Consider the following 21904-nt stretch of genomic DNA (forward strand, 5'->3'; position numbering starts at 1 on the left):
GGACTTGGCGGACTCGCCCGCGGAGTTGGCCGCGGCGACCTGGAAGCTGTACGCGGTCGACGCGGCCAGGCCCGTCACGGTGGCGGAGGTGCCGGTGACCGAGAGGACCTTTGTGCCGCCCTGGTAGACGTTGTAGCCAGTGGCCCCCGTGGAGCCGGTCCAGGAGAGGGCGACCGAGGACGCGGTGGTCGTGCCGGTCTTCAGTCCGGTGGGGGTGGCCGGAAGCGCGACCGGGTCGCCGCCGGGGCCGACCAGGGTGAGGTCGTCGGCGTAGTAGGCGGGGGTGCCGTACCAGCCATGGGTGTAGACGGTCACCGAGGTGGTGGACGGGCCGGTCTTGAACGTGGTCGTGAGCTGCTGCCAGCCGGCCGCCGACTGCGTCCAGGTGGACACGTCGGTCGTGCCGGTGCCGTCCGCGCCGAGGTAGACGTAACTGCCCTGCACCCAGGCGCTCAGCGTGTACGTGGAGTCCGGCTTGACGGTCACGGACTGGGAACACTTGGCGTTGTCGCTGCCGGCCGGGGTCGCCCTCAGCGCCGAAGTGCCGCTGTGGACCGGTGTGCTGACGGCGGCTCCGCTACCGCCGGTACAGCTCCAGCCGTCCAGGCCGGCCTCGAAGCCACCGTTGCGCGCCAGATCGGAGTCGGCAGCGGCGGCGGACGGTGCGGTGGCGGCCAGGCCGCCGGCGGCGAGCAGGACCGCCGAGAAAGCGGCCAGAAGTCCGGTAAATCGGGCGGGGGGTCCCGTGCGTTCCACAACGGCCTCCGTGCATGGGGGAATCGAGTGCGGCGGCCACAACATGGTCCAGACCAATCAGGTTGTCAAGACCTCTGGCAGCATCCCGGGCCCGCCGGGGTGCCGGCGGCGTCCGCCGTTCCCGATGCCCGATCCCCCGCGGCCCCTGTCTCCGGCCCCGCCGTTCCCCGTCGATCCCCGTCGGTCCCCGGCGCTCTCGGCCCTCCCGGCCGCCGCCTCATGGATCACAAGCTCCGGAAGTGTCGCGTCGGTGAGCGTTCCCGAGCCGTCCGACGGGATCATCCGGCGCACCCCGCCCGCGGCCTCCCGCCCTGGATACGGCACGACTGTCCAGGTCCCCCGCCCCGCTCCCCGTACACCGGTGCCGACCCAGCGGGTGACGGCGCCCGGCGGCATGAAGAAGGCCATGCGGGCATCGCCGAGATCGGCGAGAAGCGGCCCGGGGCGGTCGATGAGACGGGTGAGCACATCGAGCGTGGGACAGCCCAGCTCCCCGGAAGAATCAGCACGTCCCGGCGCCGGCCGACGGGAAGGAGCGCGACCCCCTGGGGATCGCGCTCCCACTCCCGCCGCCAGGCGTCCGGCTCCGGTGCCACCGATGCGAGCCACTCGACCGCTGCTTCGACCCCCGCCCCTGAGGGCGGGGGTCCGCCGTGCTCAGCTGTCGAAGCCGAGCCCCAGCCGGTCCATCGTCCGCAGCCACAGATTACGGTGCCCGCCGTTGCTGTCCGCCCTGGCCAGGGACCGCTTGGTGAGCTCGATCCCGGCCCAGGCGAAGGGCTCCGGCGGGAACGGCATCGGCTTGCTGCGGACCATTTCCAGAGCGGTCCGCTCATTCTGTTCGCCCGCCAGCAGATCGAGCATCACATCGGCGCCGAACCGGGTGGCTCCGACACCGAGTCCGGTATATCCGGCGGCATAGGCGACCCGGCCCTGATGGGCTGTACCGAAGAATGCGGAAAAGCGGGAACAGGTGTCGATCGCCCCGCCCCAGGCATGGCTGAAACGGACACCGGCCAACTGCGGGAAACAGTCGAAGAACTGGCCCGCGAGCTTGAGGAAGGTCTCCGGGCGCTGATCGAGATCTGCGCTCAGCCGCCCCCCGTAGGGATAGATCGCGTCATATCCGCCCCACAGAATCCGGTTGTCGGCCGACATCCGGAAGTAGTGGAACTGATTGGCGCTGTCGCCCAGTCCCTGCCGGTTCTTCCAGCCGATCGAGGCGAGCTGGTCGGCGGTGAGAGGCTCGGTCATCAGCGCGTAGTCGTAGACCGGCACGGTGTACGGGCGTACCCGCTTGACCAGCGAAGGGAAGATGTTGGTACCGAGGGCGACACGGCGTGCGAAGACCCTCCCGTACGGCGTGCGGACCGCCATTCCGGTGGTCGACCTGGCCAGTTCGAGGCCCCGGGTGTGCTCGTACATCCGCACCCCGAGACCGAGGCAGGCCTGCTTCAGCCCCCAGGCCAGCTTCGCGGGATGCAGCATGGCGACTCCGCGCCGGTCCCAGAGCCCGCCGAGGAAAGTGGGCGAGTCGACCTCGGCGCGCAGCGCGTCCCGGTCCAGGAATTCCACCCCCGTGAAGCCGAGCCTTTCGGCCTCCTGGTGCCATTCCTGAAGCTCTGCCAGCTGGTGGGGTTCGGTGGCGACATCGATTTCGCCGGTGCGCTCGAATTCGCAGTCGATGGAGTAGCGGGCGACGGCGGCCTCGATGGCGTCGAGGTTCCGCTCGCCCAGCTCCTCCAGCTTCCTGATTTCGTCCGGCCAGCGCTCCAGGCCGTTGGGCAGGCCATGGGTGAGGGAGGCGGCGCAGAATCCGCCGTTGCGGCCCGAGGCGGCCCAGCCCACCTCGTGGCCCTCGATCAGTACGACGTCCCGCTCCGGGTCGCGTTCCTTGGCGATCAGCGCGGTCCACAGTCCGCTGTAACCGCCACCGATGACGAGGAGATCGCAGTGCTCGTCGCCGGTGAGCGCGGGCAGAGCTTCGGGCCTGCCGGGGTCGTCGAGCCAGAACGAGACCGGCTTGGCGTCGGAGAGTGATTGTGCAGCAGTACGCATGGCAGCTGGGGCCATGGTTTCCAACTCCTTCAGGGCTTTCTATCGTGCGGTGTTCTTCCGCCGGTTCGCGATGAGCTGACCGACGACAACCACCAGTACCGCAATGATGAACATCGCCGTACCGATGACGTTGATCTGCACGGGCGTGCCGCGCTGTGCCGATCCCCAGACGAACATGGGGAAGGTCACGGTGGAGCCCGCGTTGAAATTGGTGATGATGAAATCGTCGAAGGAGAGCGCGAAGGCGAGCAGCGCTCCCGCCGCGATTCCGGGGGCGGCGATCGGCAGCGTCACCCGCAGGAAGGTCTGCACGGGTCCCGCGTACAGATCGCGGGCCGCCTCCTCCAGCCGTGGGTCCATCGACATCACACGCGCCTTGACGGCCGTCACCACGAAGCTCAGGCAGAACATGATGTGCGCGATCAGGATCGTCCAGAAGCCCAGCTGCGCGCCCATGTTGAGGAAGAGCGTGAGCAGCGAGGCCGCCATGACGACCTCGGGCATCGCCATCGGCAGGAAGATCAGCGAGTTGATCGCGCCGCGCGCCCGGAAGCGGTAGCGGACCAGCGCGAAGGAGATCATCGTGCCGAGGACGGTCGCGCCGACGGTGGCCCAGGTGGCGATCTGCAGGGACAGGGAGAGCGAGCCGCACATGTCGGCGACGCCGCAGGGGTCCTTCCAGGCGTCCAGCGAGAAGTGCTGCCAGGCGTAGTTGAAGCGCCCCTTCGGCTTGTTGAACGAGAACACCATCACGACGATGTTCGGAAGGATCATGTAGGCGAGGGTCAGCAGACCCGCGATGACGATCAGATTCCGGCGGATCCAGCGCAGTACGGGCATCAGACCAGGTCCTCCGTCCCGGAGCGGCGGATGTAGACGGTGACCATGATCAGGACGACCGCCATGAGGATGAAGGAGAGCGCGGCCGCCGTCGGATAGTCGAGGACGCGCAGGAACTGGGTCTGGATGACGCTGCCGACCATCTTGGTGTCGGTGGAACCCAGCAGTTCCGCGTTGACGTAGTCACCGCTGGCCGGGATGAAGGTCAGCAGCGTTCCGGAGACGACACCCGGCATGGAGAGCGGGAAGGTCACCTTGCGGAAGGTGGTGGCGGGGGTGGCGTACAGATCGCCGGCCGCCTCGTGCAGCCTGCCGTCGATCCGCTCCAGCGAGGTGTAGAGCGGCAGGATCATGAACGGCAGGAAGTTGTACGTGAGACCGCAGACCACCGCCATCGGCGTGGCCAGCACCCGGTTCGACTCGGTCCAGCCGAGCCAACTGGTGACGTCCAGGATGTGCAGGGTGTTCAGTACGTCGACGACCGCGCCGCCGTCCGCGAGGATCGTCTTCCAGGCGAGCGTACGGATCAGGAAGCTGGTGAAGAACGGCGCGATGACCAGCACGAGGACGACATTGCGCCAGCGCCCGGCCTTGAAGGCAATGAGGTACGCGAGCGGATAGCCCAGCAGCAGGCACAGGATCGTGGCGGTGCCCGCGTACAGCAGGGACCGGATGAACTGCGGGTAGTAGTCCTTCAGCGCGTCCCAGTAGGTCTGAAAGTGCCAGGTGACCTCGAATCCCTTCTCCAGGGATCCCGTCTGTACGGAGGTCGATGCCTGGTAGACCAGCGGCAGCGCGAAGAAGACGACGAGCCACAGGATGCCGGGGAGCAGCAGCCAGTAGGGGACGAGGCGCTTGCGGGTGGCGGCCTTGCGCACTTTCAGCTCTGCGGCGGGCGCGGCGGGTGGCGCCTCCTTGGTGACGGTCACGCCGCGTCCTCCACCGTCTCCACACCCGCGTCGATGTCCTGGGCGGCGTCCAGACCGAAGGTGTGGGCCGGGTTCCAGTGCAGGACGACCTCGGCACCGGGGACGAGCCGGGTGTCGCGCTCGATGTTCTGCTCGTACACCTGCAGCGCCTTGCCTGCGGGGCTCTCCACCACGTACTGCGTGGACACTCCGATGAAGCTGGAGTCGACGATCCGGCCGGTGACCCGGTTGCGGCCGTCGGCTATCGCGTCCGCGTCGTCGGCGTGCGCGAGCGAGATCTTCTCCGGGCGTACGCCGAGCAGCAGCTTGCCGCCGTCGGCGGTCGGGGCCGAACATCGCTCGGTGGGCAGCCGCAGCTTTCCGCCGCCGGCCGCCACGACGATGTCCGTGCCCGCGGAGACGATCTCGCCCTCGATGAGGTTGGACGTGCCCAGGAAGTTGGCGACGAAGGTCGTCTTCGGGTTCTCGTACAGATCGGCGGGGGCGCCGAGCTGCTCGACCCGGCCCCCGTTCATCACCGCGACGGTGTCGGCCATGGTCATGGCCTCCTCCTGGTCGTGGGTGACATGGATGAACGTGATGCCGACCTCGGTCTGGATGCGCTTGAGCTCCAGCTGCATCTGGCGGCGCAGCTTGAGGTCGAGGGCGCCGAGCGGCTCGTCGAGGAGGAGTACCTGCGGGTGGTTGATCAGGGCGCGGGCGACGGCGACGCGCTGCTGCTGGCCGCCGGAGAGCTGGTGCGGTTTGCGCTTGGCGAAGTCGCCGAGCTGGACGAGCTCCAGCATCTCGTCGACCTGCTTCTTCACCGACTTGATGCCGCGCCGGCGCAGACCGAAGGCGACGTTCTCGCTGATGTCGAGGTGCGGGAAGAGCGCATAGCTCTGGAAGACCGTGTTGACGGGCCGCTTGTACGGGGGCAGGTCGGTGATGTCCCGGCCGCCGAGCGAGACGGTGCCGGTGGTCGCCTCCTCCAGGCCCGCGATCATCCGCAGGGTGGTGGTCTTGCCGCAGCCGGACGCGCCGAGCAGCGCGAAGAAGGAGCCCTGCGGGACGGTCAGATCGAGCGGTTTGACGGCGGCGAAGGAGCCGTACGTCTTGCTGATCCCGGTGAGGCGGACGTCGCCGCCGGTCTGCTGCTGTGTCATGGATCGCGGTCCCATTGGTGTCAGGGGAGATCGGGGATAGGAAAACGCGCGGCGGTCAGGCACCGATGAGCTTGGCGAACTTCTCCTCGTACGCCGTCTCTTCCTCGGCCGTCAGGGAGCGGAAGGCGTGCGACTTGGCCGCCATCTCCTTGTCCGGAAGGATCAGCACGTTGTCGGCCATCGCCTTGTCGATCTTCGCCAGTTCGTCGCGGACTCCGTCGACCGGACAGACGAAGTTGATGTACGCGGCGAGCTGGGCGGCGACCGTCGGCTCGTAGTAGTAGTCGATGAGCTTCTCGGCGTTGGTCTTGTGTCTGGCCTTCACCGGGACGAGCAGGTTGTCGCTGGATATGACGTATCCGGCGGCCGGGACGGCGTACTTGATGTCCGGGTTTCCGGCCTGGAGCTGGATGATGTCACCGGCCCAGGCGACACAGGCGGCGATGTCACCCTTGTCGAGGTCGGCCGTGTAGTCGTTGCCGGTGAACCGCCGGATCTGGTTCTTGTCGACGCCCTTCTGGAGCCGGCCGATCGCGGCGTCGTAGTCGGCGTCGGTGAAGGTGCCGGGGTCCTTGCCCATGTCGAGCAGGGTCAGACCGATGGAGTCGCGCATCTCCGAGAGGAAGCTGACCCGTCCCTTGAGCTTCGGGTCGTCGAGCAGCTGGCTGACGGAATCGACCTTGCGGCCGCCGGTCGCCTTGGAGTTGTAGGCGATGACGGTGGGAATGCCCGCCCACGGGTACGAGTAGGCGCGGCCGGGGTCCCAGTCCGGGGAGCGGAACTGGGCCGAGAGGTTGGCGTAGGCGTGCGGCAGGTTCGACGCGTCGAGCTTCTGCGCCCAGCCGAGGCGGACGATGCGGGCGGCCAGCCAGTCGGTGACGCAGATCATGTCGCGGCCGGTGTCCTGGCCGGCCGCGAGCTGCGGCTTGATCTTGCCGAAGAACTCGACGTTGTCGTTGATGTCCTCGGTGTACTTGACCTCGATCCCGGTGCGTTTCGTGAACGCCTCCAGGGTGGGCCGGTGCTTGCCGTCGTCGGTGACGTCCATGTACTCGGTCCAGTTGGAGAAGTTGACCTGCTTCTCCTTGGCCGAGTGGTCGTCGGAGGCCGCCGCGGCGTCCCCCTCCCGCTTCGCCGGCGGGATGCCGCAGGCACTCAGCGTGCCGAGACCGCCGATCGCGAGCGCCCCCAGGCCGGAGGCGCGCAGCAGCGATCGGCGGGTCAGGGCGCCCCGGCCCCCGGTCAGACTGCGTCGCATCGCGGCCAGTTGGGCCGCGGAGAGACGCTCGGGCTCGTACTGCTCCATGTGCGTTGCCCTTTCGGGTGTGTGTGGCCGGGGTCGGCCGGGTTATCGGTCCCCGAAGATCGTGCGGTGCCAGTCCTTCCGGGCGACCGCGGTGTTGTCATACATGACGTGCTTGACCTGCGTGTACTCCTCGAAGGAGTACGACGACATGTCCTTGCCGAAGCCGCTGGCCTTGTATCCGCCGTGCGGCATCTCGCTGATGATCGGAATGTGGTCGTTGATCCAGACGCAGCCCGCCTTGATCTCGCGGGTGGCGCGGTTCGCCCGGTACAGGTCGCGGCTCCAGGCGGAGGCGGCGAGTCCGTACGGGGTGTCGTTCGCGAGGCGGATGCCCTCGTCGTCGGTATCGAAGGGCAGCACGACCAGGACGGGGCCGAAGATCTCCGACTGGACGATCTCACTGTCCTGGGCGGCACCGGCGACCAGGGTCGGCCGGTAGTAGGCACCGGCCGCCAGTTCGCCGCCGGGGGCCTCGCCGCCGGTCACGACGGTGGCGTAGGCGCGGGCTCGCTCGACGAATCCGGCGACCCGGTCCCGCTGGGCGTGGCTGATCAGCGGGCCGAGGTCGGTCGACGGGTCGAAGGGGTCGCCGAGCCGGACGGTTTCCATCAGCTCGGCGACGCCCTGCACGAAGGCGTCGTAGAGCGGGCGCTGGACATAGGCGCGGGTGGCGGCGGTGCAGTCCTGGCCGGTGTTGATGAGCGCTCCGGCGACCGCGCCGTGGACCGCGGCTTCGAGGTCGGCGTCGTCGAAGACCACGAAGGGAGCCTTGCCGCCGAGTTCGAGGTGGAGGCGCTTGACGGTGGAGGTGGCGATCTCTGCGACCCGCTTGCCGACAGCGGTGGAACCGGTGAATGAGGTCATGACGACGTCCGGGTGGGCGACGAGATGCTCGCCGGCCTCCTTGCCCGCTCCCGTGACGATGTTGATCACGCCGTCGGGGATACCCGCCTCCGTGGCCGCCTGGGCGAACATCAGCGAGGTCAGCGGGGTGATCTCGGCGGGCTTCAGCACGATCGTGTTTCCCGCGGCGATGGCCGGGAGGATCTTCCAGGCGGCCATCTGGAGCGGGTAGTTCCAGGGCGCGATGGAGCCGACGACGCCGATCGCCTCACGGCGTACGTACGAGGTGTGGTCGCCGTCGTACTCGGCGGCCGACTTGCCCTCCAGATGGCGGGCGGCGCCCGCGAAGAAGGAGGTGTTGTCGACGGTGCCGGGCACATCGAACTCGGTGGAGAGCTTGATCGGCTTGCCGCACTGGAGGGACTCGACGTGGGCGAAGTCGTCGGCCTGCTCGGCGAGGACGGCTGCGAAGCGGTGCATCGCCTCGGCCCGCTCCGCCGGAGTCGCACCCGACCAGCCGGGGAACGCCTCGCGTGCGGCGGCGACGGCCGCGTCGACATCGGCGGTGCCCGCCAGTTCGTAGGTGTAGACGGTCTCACCCGTTGCCGGGTTCACCACCTCGTGATGACGTCCCGATGTGCCGGACCGCAGCTTTCCGCCGATGAATTGTGCGCCGTCCGCGAAGCGGTCCCGCACCTGGATGCCGTTGCCCATGACGCTCTCCTCCGCCGCAGTCCCTGGAATGTGGGGCGGCGTAGCCTTTGCTCGATTTGAGTGCCGATCCTGACAGAGCGGATCGACCCCAACAAGTGATTCCGTTGTTGCCTTTTGGTTACGCGACGGAATCTGTCGACCATGTGTCGCGTTCTTGCGGAATTCCCCGTACGGAGTGTCAGTGGCGGATGTCAGACTCGCGTGTCATGGAACACATGCACGATCTCCTGGCTCGGACCGAGCGCGGCGAGAAGGTGAAGTATCTGCGCTTCTGGGGACACCGCCCGCGGCCCGACGGCAGCATCGGTGCGAGCTGTCTCAGTCAGTGGTGGCCGGCCCCCTTCACGGTCGACGGGGTGACGTATGCGTCGGCCGAGCACTGGATGATGGCCGCCAAGGCGCGGCTCTTCGGCGACGCGGAGTCGGAGGCCGAGGCCGTGTCGGCGAAGAGCCCGGCCCAGGCGAAGAAGGTGGGCCGGCTGGTCCGCGGTTTCGACGAGACGGTGTGGGCGCGCGAGCGGTACGCACTGGTGGTGGTCGGCAGCGTCCACAAGTTCGCCCAGGCACCGGAGCTGCGGGAGTTCCTGCTGAACACCGGGGACCGGGTGCTGGTCGAGGCGAGCCCGACGGACCGGATCTGGGGGATCGGGCTGGCGGCGGACGACCCGCGTGCGGAGAATCCGGCGACCTGGCGGGGGCTGAATCTGCTGGGGTTCGCGCTGATGGACGCGCGGGCGGAGCTCCGCGCTCCCTGAGAGCCTGTCGGGTGACCTTCGATCGGATAGCGGACGCGGTCTGGTGCGTGCGATTCCAAGGCGGCGGGATGCCCTCGTAGCGGAGCTACTAGGGCATTTCGGTAACGCGGGAAGCGTGCGTGCCAGGGCGTGGCCGCCCGATCAGAGGTCACCCGACAGGCTCTGAGGCGGCCGGAATGACCGACGGCCGGGCGGGCCGGAGTCCGGCCCGCCCGGCCGTCGGGTGGGATACGGCACCGGCGCCGCAGCGGTTCCGGCACCGGCGCTCGACGTCGGCTATCGCGCGACGTCGACGACCAGAGACGTGGAGTACGGGTCGTCGTTGTACGTGTTGTCGTCGAATTCATCGGCGTGGGTGACGAACAGCCAGATGAAGAAGCTGATGATCGCCACACCGAAAACGATGCCGATGGACCCCATGATGATCCCGGCAAGCGCCTGACCGCTGTTGGTCGCCTCACCGCGCTGCGCCCGCTTGCGGCCCAGGATGCCGAAGATCAGGGCGAGTGCGCCCAGGATCAGGCTGGGTATCCCGTAGATGCAGAACAGGCAGACGGCCAGGATGCCGAGCACCATGGCCGCCGTACCCATGCCGTTGGACGGCGTGGTTCCGCCCCAGGGTGCCTGGTTGTAGCCGGTGTACCCCGGGTAGCTGCCGTACTGCGGGGCCGGCGGGGCCGGGTAGCCGTACTGCCCCGCGGCCGGCGGGACCTGCTGGCCTGGACCATTCGGTGCGATCGGCGGCGGCGGCACCTCACCGGGGCCGAACCCGGCCCCGTAGCCGGACACCGGCCCGGTCTGTCCTGCCGGACCGAACCCCGGTCCCGTGGCCGGCGCGGGACCGTCCTCCGCACCCGGCATCGAGGCCATGGTCGGCTGATCGTGCACAGCAGGCGGCCGGGGATCACCGGCCGGCTTCTCCAGCGGCACCCTGCTGTCCGGCGGAGCCCACGGATCGCGCGGCGCGGCCCCGCCCGCGGGCTGCTCTGTGTTGTCTGACATGGGCCTCCCCCATCGTGATCCCGTCATGCTACGGCCCACCACCGTCCGGCAGGACCCGGCCTACGATGATCCCCGTCCCCTGCCCGGCCGACCGCGCCCGGCATCCGAACCGTCCCACGCCCCCGGAGTATCCGATGACCGATCTGCACCCCTTCATCGCGGGGCTGCCCAAGGCGGAACTGCATGTCCACCACGTCGGGTCCGCCTCGCCCCGTATCGTCGCCGAGCTGGCCGCACACCACCCCGACTCCAAGGTCCCCACCGACCCCGAGGCGCTGGCCGACTACTTCACCTTCACGGACTTCAGCCACTTCATCGACGTGTATCTCTCCGTCGTGGACCTGATCCGCACCCCGGAGGACGTCCGGCTGCTGACCTTCGAGGTCGCCCGTGACATGGCCCGGCAGAACATCCGTTACGCGGAGCTGACCGTCACCCCGTTCAGCTCGACCCGGCGCGGCATCCCGGAGCAGGGGTTCATGGAGGCGATAGAGGACGCCCGCAAGGCCGCCGAGGCCGAGCTCGGGGTCGTTCTGCGCTGGTGCTTCGACATTCCCGGCGAGGCCGGGCTCGAAGCAGCCGAGGAGACCACCCGGCTCGCCGTGGACCTGCGTCCCGAGGGGCTCGTCTCGTTCGGGCTCGGCGGCCCGGAGGTCGGCGTGGGGCGCCCGCAGTTCAAGCCCTACTTCGACCGGGCGATCGCCGAGGGCCTGCACTCCGTGCCGCACGCCGGGGAGACCACCGGGCCGCAGACCGTCTGGGACGCGCTGACCCATCTGCGCGCCGAGCGCATCGGCCACGGCACCAACTCCGTCCAGGACCCGAAGCTGCTGGCCCACCTCGCCGAGCACCGCATCCCGCTGGAGGTCTGCCCGACGTCGAACATCGCGACCCGCGCGGTGGCCGACATCGAGCAGCACCCGGTCAGGGAGATGGTGCAGGCGGGCGTCCTGGTCACCATCAACAGCGACGACCCGCCGATGTTCGGCACGGACCTCAACAACGAGTACGGGGTGGCCGCCCGTCTCCTCGGTCTGGACGAGCGGGGTCTCGCGGCGCTGGCGAAGAACGCGGTCGAGGCGTCGTACCTCGACGCGGCCGGCAAGCGGACGCTGGCCACCGAGATCGACACGTACACGACGAACTGGCTGGAGCGCACCGGCCGCTGACCCCCATGGCCACAATGACCTCATGGCCACCACTGTCACCGCCGTAGCCCATCGCGGCGATCCGTACCGTGTCCGCGAGAACACGCTGCCCTCGATCCGCTCCGCCCTCGAACGGGGGGCGGACGCGGTCGAGGTCGATGTGCGAGTCACCCGCGACGGTGTACCGGTCCTGCTGCACGACTCCACGCTGCAGCGCCTGTGGGGCCATGACGTGCGGCTCGACCGACTGACCCACGAGGAACTCACCGAGCTGACGGCGGGCGGTGTGCCCACATTGCGCGACGCGCTGCTCGCCGCCGGGACGCACCGCGTCATGGTCGATCTGCCCGGCTCCACCGATGATTCGGTACGCAGGATCGTCGGCGTGGTGCGCGAGTGCGGGGCCGGTGAGCGGGCGTACTACTGCGCGGGCCCGGATGCCATGCTGCGGGTGCGCGCCGCCGACCCGTCCGCGGAGATCGCCCTGACCTGGACGACACTCGCGCCACCACGCGCCGCACTGCTCGACGCGGTGCGGCCGAGGTGGCTGAACTACCGGTTCGGCCTGGTGGACCGAAAGCTGACGGACCGTCTCCATCAGGACGGACTGCTGGTCTCCGCCTGGACGGCCGACACCAGGCGCACCATGCGCCGCCTCGTCCGGCTGGGGGTCGACTCGATCACCACCAACCGGGTCGACGCCCTGCAGAGGGTGCTCACCAACTTCTCGGCCACCGGCTCCACTTGATCGGTCCGGCATCATGGACAGCGCCGCATCCGCCGTGATGCCAGGCCGGGAGCCAGAGGAGCAGAGACGTGACCGAAGCCCGCACCACCCCTCTCAACGACCGCATCCGTTCCGACATCGCCCACAACGCGCGGGTCTGGAACTACTGGCTCGGCGGCAAGGACAACTACCCGGTGGACCGCGCTGTCGGCGACCGGGTCACCGGCATGTATCCGAGCATCGGCGAAGTGGCGCGCGCCGACCGGGCGTTTCTGGGGCGGGCCGTCCGGTATCTCGCCGGTGACGCGGGGATCGGCCAGTTCCTCGACATAGGCACCGGCCTGCCGACCGCCGGCAACACACACGAGGTCGCCCAGCACACCGCCCCCGGCTCCCGCATCGTGTACGTCGACAACGACCCGACCGTGCTGGTGCACGCCCGCGCGCTGCTCACCAGCTCACCGGAGGGCGCGACCGAGTACATCGAGGCGGACGCGCACCACCCGGAGCGGATCCTGCGGGCCGTCGAACCGACGCTGGACCTGAAGAAGCCGGTCGCGGTCATGCTGCTCGGCGTCCTCAACTTCGTCCTCGACACGGACGAGGCGCAGCGCATCGTCAGGACGCTGATGGACGCGATGCCGTCCGGCAGCCATCTGGTGCTCACCCACCCCACGCTGGAGCTGGGCGGCGAGGGCAACGAGGCGGCGATGCGGTTCTGGAACGAGAACGCCACCCCGCCGATCACCGCCCGCAGCCGCGCCGAGTTCGCCGCGTTCCTGGAGGGTCTGCAGCTCGTCGATCCCGGCATCGTGTCGTGTGCGCGCTGGCGCACCGGCCCGGGCTCCAGCGCGGCCGAGGTCGCCCAGTTCGGCGCAGTGGCGCGGAAGCGCTGACAGCGCCGCCCGATGCGGATACGGGACATCGGAGAGAGGGTGCTCGGGGACGGCCCCCGGGCCGTCGACCTCCTCATCGCTCTGTTGGTACAGGCGGCCATGACCATGCCGTTCGTCGTGCCGCGCGCGCCGGAGCTGCCCGACGCCACGTGGACGGCGTACGGGTTGACGACCCTGATGGTGCTGCCGCTGGTCGCCCGCCGCCGGGCGCCGGTCGCGGTCCTCATCGCCGTGCTCGCGGCCGGCGGTCTGTACAAGTTCACAGTCGACGGCCCGGGCCAGCCGCTTCCGTACACCGGCCTCGTGGCGTTCTACACGGTGGCCGAGCTCTCCTCGCCGCGGAAGCGGACCGGGATCGCCGTGCTCACGACACTGGCGGTGCTGTGCTCGGTCGGGCTCGACAGCAACGACATCAGGGAGCTGCTCTTCTCCCTCTTCGTGTTCGCCGCGGCCTACGCCTTCGGCCGGCTCGCCGTGACGCGCAAGGCCTATCTGCGTGCGGTGGAGGACCGGGCCCGTCAGCTGGAGCTGACGCACCGTATCGAGGCCGAGCAGGCCGCGGCGCGCGAACGGGCCCGGATCGCACGGGAGATGCACGACATCCTCTCCCATGCGGTGAGCCTGATGATCGTGCAGGCGGAGGCCGGCCCGGTGGCGGTGCGCACGGCACCGGAGCGCGCCGAGGCTGCGTTCGACGCGATCTCGGAGACGGGGCGGGACGCCATGGTGCAGCTGCGCCGGATGCTCGGCGTGCTGCGCGAGAACGAGAGCGCGCCGGGCGCACCGCGCGAGCCTCAGCCCGTACTGGACGAACTGCCCGGACTGGTCGAGCGGGTACGCGGCAGCGGTCTGAAGATCTCGTACGAGGTCACGGGCCCGGCCCGCCCGCTCGGCCTGGCTGTCGAGGCCACCGTCCACCGGATCGTGCAGGAGGCCCTGACGAACGTGGTCAAACATGCCGCCGCCGACACGGTCTCCGTTCGCCTGGATTACGGGACGAGAGCGTTGACCATCACGGTCACCGACGACGGGTGCGGTTTCGCGGGCGGCGTCGGCATGGGTCTGATCGGCATCGGGGAACGCGCCGCCGCACACAGCGGCACGGCCGAAACCGGCCCGGGCCCGGGCGGCCGGGGGTTCCGGGTCCGGGTGACGATTCCGCAGACCCAGCCCCAGACACAGACACAGACAGGAGTGGGAAGTTGACGATCCGCGTGGTGGTGGCCGACGACCAGGAGCTGGTGCGCAGCGGCTTCGCGATGATCCTGGACGCGCAGCCGGACATCGAGGTGGTGGCCGAGGCGGGCGACGGGGCCGCGGCGGTCGACGCGGTGCGGCGGCTGGGCCCCGAGGTGGCGCTGCTCGACATCCGGATGCCCGGCACGGACGGCATCGAGGCCTGCCGCACCATCAACGCCGAGACCGGCTGCCGGACGGTCATGCTGACCACGTTCGACTCCGACGAGTATGTCTACGAGGCGCTGCACGCGGGCGCGAGCGGTTTCCTGCTCAAGGACGTGCGCCGCGACGACCTGGTGCACGCGGTACGGGTGGTGGCGGCCGGGGACTCGCTGCTGGCGCCGTCGGTGGCACGGCGGCTGATCGAGGAGTACACCTCGCGTCCGGTCGCCTCGGCCGTGGGACCGTCGGCGCGCCTGGACATACTGACCGCCCGGGAGCACGAGACGCTGCTGCATCTGGCCCGCGGGCTGTCGAACGCGGAGATCGCGGCCGCGCTGGTCGTCAGCGAGCACACGGTGAAGACCCATGTCGGCAATGTGCTGTCCAAGCTGGGCCTGCGCGACCGGATCCAGGCGGTGATCTGTGCGTACGAATGCGGTGTCGTGACTCCCTCTGCGGCGGGACAAGCGCCCCCGTCTCCCCCGCACAGGTGAGAGGAGCTCGTGCCGAGGACCGCTCGGCCGGGTGATCCGCCGGGGCCTTCGGATCAACAGGATGGAGTCCAGCAGCAGTTACGGATTCCACGCCCAGGAGGCCCCGGACATGAACACCCGCACTTCCCGTACCGTCGCCGCCGCCGCTCTGGTCCTCGGCATGGCCGCCGTCCCGGCCGGACCGGCGCTCGCGGCGGCCAGCGCTCCGGTGTCCGCCGTCACGGCCATCCAGGAGGCCCCGGACGCCGAGGTGTTGCGCGCCGCGATCGCCGGGCTGCCGAAGGCCGACGCCACGGCCGCACTCGTCCGGGTCGCGGGCACCGACGGCAACTGGCGGGGCAGTTCCGGCGTCCACGACCTGGAGTCCGACCGTCCGGCGGACCGGGACGGCCGCTTCCGGGCCGGTTCGGTCACCAAGGTCTTCACTGCCGCCGTCGCGCTCCAGTTGGCAGGTGAGGGCAAGCTCGACCTGAACCGCCCTGCCCGGCACTATCTGCCGGAGCTGATCCCGGCGAGCTATCGGAAGGTCACGGTGCGCCAGCTGCTGAACCACACCAGCGGCATCCCGTCCGTAGGCTCCGGCGGCGACACTCTCGACGAGTGGTACGCGCACCGCTTCGACCTGCACGACGCGGCGGACACGGTACGCGAGGCCACGTCCCACGAGCCGGACTTCGCGCCCGGTACACAGCAGCACTACGCCAACATCGGATACACCGTGGCGGGCCTGCTGATCGAGAAGGTCGCCGGCCACCCCTACGCGGCGGAGGTCTCCCGCCGCATCCTGGAGCCTCTGCATCTGAAGGACACGTACTTCCCCGGCACCGACCCGACGATCCGCGGCCCGTACAACCACGGCTACCAGCTCTTCACCGGGACCGACGGGACCGGCGAGCTGCGCGATGTGTCGGTGTGGGGGGCGACGGACGCCTGGGCGGCGGGTGACCTGATCTCCACCACCGCCGACCTGGAGCACTTCACCCGGGCGCTGTTCCGCGGGCAGGTGGTGCGCGGTCCGCTGCTGGAGGAGATGTTCACGCTGCCCGGCGCCTCGGTGCACGAGTACGGTACGGGCGGCCCTGCCGCGTACAGCGTGGGTCTGTCGGTGATGAAGCTGGGCGGGCGCGAGGTCTGGGGCAAGACGGGTGGCCGCTGGGGCTACAACACGGCCATTGCGGCCACCCGTGATCTCTCCCGGACACTCGTCTACAGCGTCAACGCGACGGACGCGAAGGGTGAGGGCATGAATCCCACGGCGATGAACATCGTGGTGGCCGCCTTCGGCGCCCCGTCGTCCGGCTGACTCAGACCGCCGGTTCGGCCGTCGGGGCGGGCACCGGCTGCGGTGCCCGCCCCATGGCCTCCAGCCGCTTGATCTTGCGGTGCACCACCAGCAGCGGAATCACCCCGAAGACGCCGAACGACATGTCGATGACCGACCACCAGAAGGGAATGTCGCGGATCGGTCCGCAGATCAGGGCGAGCGGGATGATCCCGGCGCAGGCGATCATGCCGAACTCGATGACCCAGGTGTTGCGGACCGGATCGCGGTACGGACCGTAGAAGGCGACCGCGATGACCAGATGGGCGAAGGCCAGCCAGTCGGTGCCGTACAGCACGAAGGGGTACTTCGCGTCGGCCTCGTCGAGTCCGGTCCGGACGCGGGTGATCCACTCCATCAGGGCGGGGAAGTGCTCGGGGACGGGCGAGGCCGAGGAGCTCAGCAGCTCCTCGGCCCAGCGGAGTTCGTGGACGAGCGGGAAGGCGGTCAGCCCGCTCAGTACCAGACAGACGATGAAGACGACCAACCACACGCGTATACGCCTCTGCAGGGCGCGTCGCTCGCTCATGTCCGCAGCGTACGCCGGGATTTACTGGCTCTTTACGCCACCCCTGGCAGGGCTTCACAAGCCGACGATGGAGTTCCACTTCTTGGCGAACTCGGTGCGTTCCTCCGAGGTGATGTCCCGGGCGATCGCCAGCCGTTTGCGCATGGCGTCGTCGGGGAAGATCAGCGGGTCCTCGGCGAGCGCGGCGGCCTCCTCGTCCTTGGAGGAGGCCAGCACCTCGCGGGCGGCCGGGACGGGGCAGACGTAATTGACCCAGGTCGCCAGCTCCGCGGCCACCTCCGGCTCGTAGTAGTAGTCGATGAGCTTCTCGGCGTTGCGCTTGTGGCGGGCGAGGTTGGGGATCATGAGGGACTCGGCCCAGAGTTCGGCGCCCTCCTCGGGCACCACGAACTCGATCTCCGGGTTGTCCGCCTGGAGCTGGATGACATCGCCGGAGTAGGCCTGGCATGCGAGCACATCGCCGGTCGACAGGTCCTTGATGTAGTCGTTGCCGGTGAAGCGGCGGATGTGCCTCTTCTTCACCAGCTTCTCCACCTGGTCGCACACCTCGTAGAAGTCGTCCCGCTTCCAGCGGGTGATGTCGACACCGTTGCTCTGCATCAGAAGGGCGAAGGACTCGTCGAGTCCGGACAGCAGCGTCACCTTGCCGCGCAGATCGTCCGCCCACAGATCGCTCAGGTGCTTGATCTCCCGGCCGAGCTTCTTGCGGTTGTACGCGATGCCGGTGATCCCGGACTGCCAGGGCACGCTGTGCATCCGGCCCTTGTCGAAGGCGGGGGAGCGCAGCTGCGGATCGAGGTACTTCGCCACGTTGGGCTGCTTGGCCCGGTCCATCTCCTGGACCCAGCCGAGCCGGACGAACCGTGCGGCCATCCAGTCGCTGATGACGATCAGGTCACGGCCCGTCTCCTGATGGTTCATCAACGCCGGGCTGATCTTCCCGAAGAACTCGTCGTTGTCGTTGATCTCCTCGGTGTATGTGACAGAGATCCCGGTCCGCTTGCTGAAAGCGTCGAGGGTGGGCCGCTTCGACGTGTCCTCGTCGTCGGTGTCGATGTACAGGGGCCAGTTCGCGAAGTGCAGGGTGTGGTCACGCGCCGATGTGTCGCGTCCGGCGCGGTCACCGGGTTCCACATAGGCGGCGGGCACTCCACAGCCGGCCAGCGTGACACCGGCCGCTGTGGCCCCGAAGGCGCGCAGCAGGGACCGGCGGGACATGGGGTTCTTCGGGGTTCCTCGCACCTGCGCAGGATGCCGGTCGGCCGACGGCGCGGGCAATGGACCAACCGTCCAGCGGTACACGCTCCGTCCGCACACCCTGTCGATGCCGTCGCAGGTGCGGCTGTCGATGACGACGTCGACGCCGGACGGAAACGGCCCCGGGCTCATGCCCGGGGCCGCACACCGCAACTGACCGTGGATCAGTCGTCGAGCGAGGTCATGACGTGCTTGATGCGGGTGTAGTCCTCGAAGCCGTACGCGGAGAGGTCCTTGCCGTAGCCGGACTTCTTGAACCCGCCGTGCGGCATCTCGGCGACGAGCGGAATGTGGGTGTTGATCCACACGCAGCCGAAGTCGAGGTTCTTGGACATCCGCATGGCGCGGGAGTGGTCCTTGGTCCACACCGAGGAGGCCAGGGCGTACTCGACACCGTTGGCGTACGCGACGGCCTGGGCCTCGTCCGTGAACTTCTGGACGGTGATGACCGGGCCGAAGACCTCGTTCTGGATGATCTCGTCGTCCTGCTGGAGGCCGGAGACGACGGTCGGGGCGTAGAAGTACCCCTTCTCGCCGACCCGGTGGCCGCCCGCCTCGACCTTGGCGTGGGCGGGGAGCCGCTCGATGAAGCCGCTGACCTGCTTCAGCTGGTTGGCGTTGTTGAGCGGGCCGTACAGCACGTCCTCGTCGTCCGGCTGCCCCGTCTTGGTGTCGGCGGCGGCCTTGGCGAGGGCGGTGACGAACTCGTCATGGATGGACTCGTGGACCAGGACGCGGGTCGCGGCCGTACAGTCCTGGCCCGCATTGAAGAAGCCCGCGACGGAGATTCCCTCGACGGCCTTGGCGATGTCGGTGTCCTCGAACACGACGACCGGGGCCTTGCCGCCGAGCTCCAGGTGCACCCGCTTGACGTCCTTGGCGGCGGACTCGGCGACCTGCATGCCGGCCCGCACCGAACCGGTGATGGAGGCCATCGCCGGGGTCGGGTGCTCGACCATCGCGCGGCCGGTGTCGCGGTCGCCGCAGATGACGTTGAAGACGCCCTTGGGGAGGATCTGGCCGATGATCTCGGCGATCAGCACGGTCGACGCCGGGGTGGTGTCGGACGGCTTGATGACGACGGTGTTGCCCGCGGCGAGCGCCGGGGCGAACTTCCAGACAGCCATCATCATCGGGTAGTTCCACGGCGCGACCTGCGCGCAGACGCCGACCGGCTCGCGGCGGATGATCGAGGTGAGGCCCTCCATGTACTCGCCGGCCGAGCGGCCTTCGAGCATCCGAGCCGCACCCGCGAAGAAGCGGATCTGGTCCACCATCGGCGGGATCTCTTCGGTGCGGGTGAGCTCGATCGGCTTGCCCGTGTTCTCCGACTCGGCGGCGATGAGGTCCTCGGCGCGCTCCTCGAAGGCGTCCGCGATCTTCAGCAGGGCCTTCTGGCGCTCGGCGGGCGTGGCGTCGCGCCAGGCGGGGAAAGCGGCCGCGGCGGCGTCCATCGCGGCATCGACATCGGCCTGGCCGGAGAGCGGCGAGGTCGCGTAGACCTCTTCCGTCGCCGGGTTGACCACGTCGATGGTCCGCCCGTCAGCGGCGTCCCGGAACTCTCCGTTGATGTAGTTGCGCAGACGGCGCACCTCGGTGGTCACAACCACCCCTCCTGTCGACACGTCCAATGGATGAGATGACCAGCCTAGTCGCTCAGGTGTCGCTTTCGACATGCCCAACCGCCGTGAACTTCGGATTCAGTGAGATCTAGACCCTCAGACAACGAATTTCATCGATTTGGGGTTGCCAGACAGACGAGTCCCGGTGCACAGTGGATGCGTGGCCAGTCGCAGCGCAGACTCCAGGACCGGGAACGGATCGTCCCCAGCAGTCGATGCCGTATCCCTCGCAATCATCGAGCAGCTCCAGGAGGACGGGCGTCGCCCGTACGCCGCGATCGGCAAGGCCGTCGGCCTCTCCGAGGCGGCCGTACGGCAGCGCGTCCAGAAGCTGCTCGACCAGGGCGTGATGCAGATCGTCGCCGTCACGGACCCGCTCACCGTGGGATTCCGACGACAGGCGATGGTCGGCATCAATGTCGACGGCGACCTCGATCCCGTCGCCGAGGCGCTGTCGGCCATGGCCGAGTGCGAGTACGTGGTGATGACCGCGGGCTCCTTCGACCTGATGGTGGAGATCGTCTGCGAGGACGACGACCACCTGCTGGAAACGATCAACAAACGCATCCGGGCCATCCCCGGTGTGCGCTCCACCGAGAGCTTTGTGTACCTGAAGCTCAAGAAGCAGACCTATATGTGGGGAACCCGATAGCCGTGAGCAAGGACCTCAGCCGAACCGCGTACGACCACCTGTGGATGCATTTCACCCGCATGTCGGACTACGAGAACGCGCCCGTTCCCACCATCGTGCGTGGCGAGGGCACCTACATCTACGACGACCAGGGCAAGCGCTACCTCGACGGCCTGTCCGGCCTGTTCGTGGTCAACGCCGGTCACGGCCGTCACGAGCTCGCCGAGGCGGCGTACAAGCAGGGCCAGGAGCTGGGCTTCTTCCCGGTCTGGTCCTACGCCCACCCGAAGGCCGTCGAGCTCGCCGAGCGCCTCGCCGACTACGCACCGGGCGACCTCAACAAGGTCTTCTTCACCACCGGTGGCGGCGAAGCCGTGGAGACCGCCTGGAAGCTGGCCAAGCAGTACTTCAAGCTCCAGGGCAAGCCGACCAAGTACAAGGTCATCTCGCGTGCGGTCGCCTACCACGGCACCCCGCAGGGCGCCCTGTCGATCACCGGCCTGCCGGCCCTGAAGGCCCCCTTCGAGCCGCTGGTCCCCGGCGCGCACAAGGTGCCGAACACGAACATCTACCGTGCCCCGATCCACGGCGACGACCCGGAGGCCTTCGGCCGCTGGGCCGCCGACCAGATCGAGCAGGAGATCCTCTTCGAGGGCCCGGACACCGTCGCCGCGGTCTTCCTGGAGCCGGTGCAGAACGCGGGCGGCTGCTTCCCGCCGCCGCCCGGATACTTCCAGCGCGTGCGCGAGATCTGCGACAAGTACGACGTGCTGCTCGTCTCCGACGAGGTCATCTGCGCCTTCGGCCGTCTCGGCACGATGTTCGCCTGCGACAAGTTCGGCTACGTGCCGGACATGATCACCTGCGCCAAGGGCATGACCTCGGGCTACTCCCCGATCGGTGCCTGCATCGTCTCGGACCGCATCGCCGCGCCGTTCTACGAGGGTGGCAACACCTTCCTGCACGGCTACACCTTCGGTGGCCACCCGGTCTCCGCGGCGGTCGGCCTCGCCAACCTCGACATCTTCGAGCGCGAGGGCCTCAACCAGCACGTCCTGGACAACGAGAACGCCTTCTACACGACGCTGCAGAAGCTGCTCGATCTGCCGATCGTCGGCGACGTCCGCGGCAACGGCTTCTTCTACGGCATCGAGCTGGTGAAGGACAAGGCCACCAAGGAGACCTTCACCGACGAGGAGACCGAGCGCGTCCTGTACGGCTTCCTCTCCAAGGCGCTGTACGACAACGGCCTGTACTGCCGGGCCGACGACCGTGGCGACCCGGTCGTCCAGCTCGCGCCGCCGCTGGTCTCCGACCAGTCGACGTTCGACGAGATCGAGGGCATTCTGCGGACCGTCCTCACCGAGGCGTGGACCAAGCTCTGACCGGCCGTTCGATCGGCTGACCGGCCACGGACCGGGCAGCCGATCGACACCCGTCCGCCCGTCCGCCCGACGGGCCGGGATCCGTCCGGCCGTGATCGGCCGGACGGCCCTGCGGCTTGACCACCGGTTGACCACCGCTTGACCG

Annotated in this window: 20 protein-coding genes and 1 pseudogene; 9 read left to right on the plus strand and 12 right to left on the minus strand. The window is 68.8% G+C overall.

Annotated features, from left to right (window positions below; translation table 11 throughout):
- The 8 genes and pseudogenes from GA0115254_RS33620 to GA0115254_RS33655 all read right to left on the minus strand — a co-directional run.
- Positions 1–756, minus strand: a 756-nt coding sequence (locus tag GA0115254_RS33620; RefSeq protein ID WP_176740393.1) for a carbohydrate binding domain-containing protein, incomplete at its 3' end; no start/stop codon positions are given.
- 186 nt (positions 757–942) lie between these two features.
- Positions 943–1352: pseudogene (locus tag GA0115254_RS46825) on the minus strand (hypothetical protein); the annotation flags it as partial.
- A gap of 61 nt (positions 1353–1413) precedes the next feature.
- The gene (locus tag GA0115254_RS33630; protein WP_093899057.1) at positions 1414–2829 is read right to left on the minus strand and encodes an NAD(P)/FAD-dependent oxidoreductase; all 1416 of its coding nucleotides are present in this window, start codon (positions 2827–2829) and stop codon (positions 1414–1416) included.
- 24 nt (positions 2830–2853) lie between these two features.
- Positions 2854–3654 carry an ABC transporter permease gene (locus GA0115254_RS33635; RefSeq protein ID WP_093899058.1) on the minus strand — a complete coding sequence of 267 codons (801 nt, stop codon included), beginning with the start codon at positions 3652–3654 and terminating at the stop codon, positions 2854–2856.
- Positions 3654–4583 (minus strand): ABC transporter permease, encoded by a 930-nt coding sequence (locus tag GA0115254_RS33640; RefSeq protein ID WP_093899059.1) that lies wholly within the window; start codon positions 4581–4583, stop codon positions 3654–3656. Before GA0115254_RS33640 ends, GA0115254_RS33635 begins: the two co-directional genes overlap by 1 nt.
- A complete protein-coding gene (locus tag GA0115254_RS33645) occupies positions 4580–5728 on the minus strand; it encodes an ABC transporter ATP-binding protein (protein WP_093899060.1) in 1149 nt (382 codons plus the stop codon). The genes GA0115254_RS33640 and GA0115254_RS33645 overlap by 4 nt, the downstream gene beginning before the upstream one ends.
- Before the next feature lie 55 nt (positions 5729–5783).
- Positions 5784–7034, minus strand: coding sequence for a polyamine ABC transporter substrate-binding protein (locus tag GA0115254_RS33650; RefSeq protein WP_093899061.1), 1251 nt, complete (start codon positions 7032–7034; stop codon positions 5784–5786).
- Between the two features lie 42 nt (positions 7035–7076).
- Positions 7077–8591, minus strand: a complete 1515-nt coding sequence (locus tag GA0115254_RS33655) for a gamma-aminobutyraldehyde dehydrogenase (protein ID WP_093899062.1) — start codon at positions 8589–8591, stop codon at positions 7077–7079.
- A 215-nt stretch (positions 8592–8806) separates the two neighbouring features.
- Here GA0115254_RS33655 and GA0115254_RS33660 point away from each other — a divergent pair, with 215 nt between their 5' ends.
- Positions 8807–9346, plus strand: coding sequence for an NADAR family protein (locus tag GA0115254_RS33660; RefSeq protein WP_093899144.1), 540 nt, complete (start codon positions 8807–8809; stop codon positions 9344–9346).
- A gap of 276 nt (positions 9347–9622) precedes the next feature.
- On the opposite strand, the gene GA0115254_RS33665 is transcribed toward GA0115254_RS33660, so the two are convergent.
- Positions 9623–10348, minus strand: a complete 726-nt coding sequence (locus GA0115254_RS33665; RefSeq protein ID WP_093899063.1) for a DUF4190 domain-containing protein — start codon at positions 10346–10348, stop codon at positions 9623–9625.
- 134 nt (positions 10349–10482) lie between these two features.
- Here GA0115254_RS33665 and GA0115254_RS33670 point away from each other — a divergent pair, with 134 nt between their 5' ends.
- From GA0115254_RS33670 to GA0115254_RS33695, 6 genes are all read left to right on the plus strand, one after another.
- A complete protein-coding gene (locus tag GA0115254_RS33670) occupies positions 10483–11517 on the plus strand; it encodes an adenosine deaminase (protein ID WP_093899145.1) in 1035 nt (344 codons plus the stop codon).
- Between the two features lie 22 nt (positions 11518–11539).
- Positions 11540–12244 (plus strand): glycerophosphodiester phosphodiesterase, encoded by a 705-nt coding sequence (locus GA0115254_RS33675; RefSeq protein WP_093899064.1) that lies wholly within the window; start codon positions 11540–11542, stop codon positions 12242–12244.
- 68 nt (positions 12245–12312) lie between these two features.
- Positions 12313–13119: an SAM-dependent methyltransferase gene (locus GA0115254_RS33680; RefSeq protein ID WP_093899065.1), complete on the plus strand. Its 807-nt coding sequence runs from the start codon at positions 12313–12315 to the stop codon at positions 13117–13119.
- A gap of 12 nt (positions 13120–13131) precedes the next feature.
- Entirely contained in the window at positions 13132–14325 is a 1194-nt protein-coding gene (locus GA0115254_RS33685) for a sensor histidine kinase (protein WP_093899066.1), read from the plus strand.
- Positions 14322–15014 carry a response regulator gene (locus GA0115254_RS33690; protein WP_093899067.1) on the plus strand — a complete coding sequence of 231 codons (693 nt, stop codon included), beginning with the start codon at positions 14322–14324 and terminating at the stop codon, positions 15012–15014. Before GA0115254_RS33685 ends, GA0115254_RS33690 begins: the two co-directional genes overlap by 4 nt.
- 109 nt (positions 15015–15123) lie before the next feature.
- Positions 15124–16317, plus strand: a complete 1194-nt coding sequence (locus tag GA0115254_RS33695; RefSeq protein ID WP_093899146.1) for a serine hydrolase domain-containing protein — start codon at positions 15124–15126, stop codon at positions 16315–16317.
- 1 nt (position 16318) lies between these two features.
- Here GA0115254_RS33695 and GA0115254_RS33700 read toward each other — a convergent pair whose 3' ends face one another.
- From GA0115254_RS33700 to GA0115254_RS33710, 3 genes are all read right to left on the minus strand, one after another.
- Positions 16319–16864: a hypothetical protein gene (locus GA0115254_RS33700; protein WP_176740395.1), complete on the minus strand. Its 546-nt coding sequence runs from the start codon at positions 16862–16864 to the stop codon at positions 16319–16321.
- A 54-nt stretch (positions 16865–16918) separates the two neighbouring features.
- Entirely contained in the window at positions 16919–18082 is a 1164-nt protein-coding gene (locus tag GA0115254_RS33705; RefSeq protein WP_093899069.1) for an ABC transporter substrate-binding protein, read from the minus strand.
- 203 nt (positions 18083–18285) lie between these two features.
- Entirely contained in the window at positions 18286–19725 is a 1440-nt protein-coding gene (locus GA0115254_RS33710; protein ID WP_093899070.1) for a gamma-aminobutyraldehyde dehydrogenase, read from the minus strand.
- A gap of 178 nt (positions 19726–19903) precedes the next feature.
- On the opposite strand from GA0115254_RS33710, the gene GA0115254_RS33715 reads away from it, so the two are divergent.
- Together GA0115254_RS33715 and GA0115254_RS33720 are read left to right on the plus strand one after the other, a co-directional pair.
- On the plus strand, positions 19904–20395 hold the full coding sequence (locus GA0115254_RS33715; RefSeq protein ID WP_176740396.1) for an Lrp/AsnC family transcriptional regulator: 492 nt from the start codon (positions 19904–19906) through the stop codon (positions 20393–20395).
- Entirely contained in the window at positions 20380–21759 is a 1380-nt protein-coding gene (locus GA0115254_RS33720; protein ID WP_093899072.1) for an aspartate aminotransferase family protein, read from the plus strand. The genes GA0115254_RS33715 and GA0115254_RS33720 overlap by 16 nt, the downstream gene beginning before the upstream one ends.
- Positions 21760–21904 lie beyond the last annotated feature (145 nt).

Source organism: Streptomyces sp. Ncost-T10-10d, assembly GCF_900091955.1.
Taxonomy (GTDB): domain Bacteria; phylum Actinomycetota; class Actinomycetes; order Streptomycetales; family Streptomycetaceae; genus Streptomyces.

Coding starts and splice junctions, on each gene's coding strand:
- GA0115254_RS33630 (WP_093899057.1), bottom strand. CDS start 2,829: ATGGCCCCAGCTGCCATGCGTACTGCTGCACAATCACTCTCCGACGCC.
- GA0115254_RS33635 (WP_093899058.1), bottom strand. CDS start 3,654: ATGCCCGTACTGCGCTGGATCCGCCGGAATCTGATCGTCATCGCGGGT.
- GA0115254_RS33645 (WP_093899060.1), bottom strand. CDS start 5,728: ATGACACAGCAGCAGACCGGCGGCGACGTCCGCCTCACCGGGATCAGC.
- GA0115254_RS33650 (WP_093899061.1), bottom strand. CDS start 7,034: ATGGAGCAGTACGAGCCCGAGCGTCTCTCCGCGGCCCAACTGGCCGCG.
- GA0115254_RS33655 (WP_093899062.1), bottom strand. CDS start 8,591: ATGGGCAACGGCATCCAGGTGCGGGACCGCTTCGCGGACGGCGCACAA.
- GA0115254_RS33660 (WP_093899144.1), top strand. CDS start 8,807: ATGCACGATCTCCTGGCTCGGACCGAGCGCGGCGAGAAGGTGAAGTAT.
- GA0115254_RS33665 (WP_093899063.1), bottom strand. CDS start 10,348: ATGTCAGACAACACAGAGCAGCCCGCGGGCGGGGCCGCGCCGCGCGAT.
- GA0115254_RS33670 (WP_093899145.1), top strand. CDS start 10,483: ATGACCGATCTGCACCCCTTCATCGCGGGGCTGCCCAAGGCGGAACTG.
- GA0115254_RS33675 (WP_093899064.1), top strand. CDS start 11,540: ATGGCCACCACTGTCACCGCCGTAGCCCATCGCGGCGATCCGTACCGT.
- GA0115254_RS33685 (WP_093899066.1), top strand. CDS start 13,132: ATGCGGATACGGGACATCGGAGAGAGGGTGCTCGGGGACGGCCCCCGG.
- GA0115254_RS33695 (WP_093899146.1), top strand. CDS start 15,124: ATGAACACCCGCACTTCCCGTACCGTCGCCGCCGCCGCTCTGGTCCTC.
- GA0115254_RS33700 (WP_176740395.1), bottom strand. CDS start 16,864: ATGAGCGAGCGACGCGCCCTGCAGAGGCGTATACGCGTGTGGTTGGTC.
- GA0115254_RS33705 (WP_093899069.1), bottom strand. CDS start 18,082: ATGTCCCGCCGGTCCCTGCTGCGCGCCTTCGGGGCCACAGCGGCCGGT.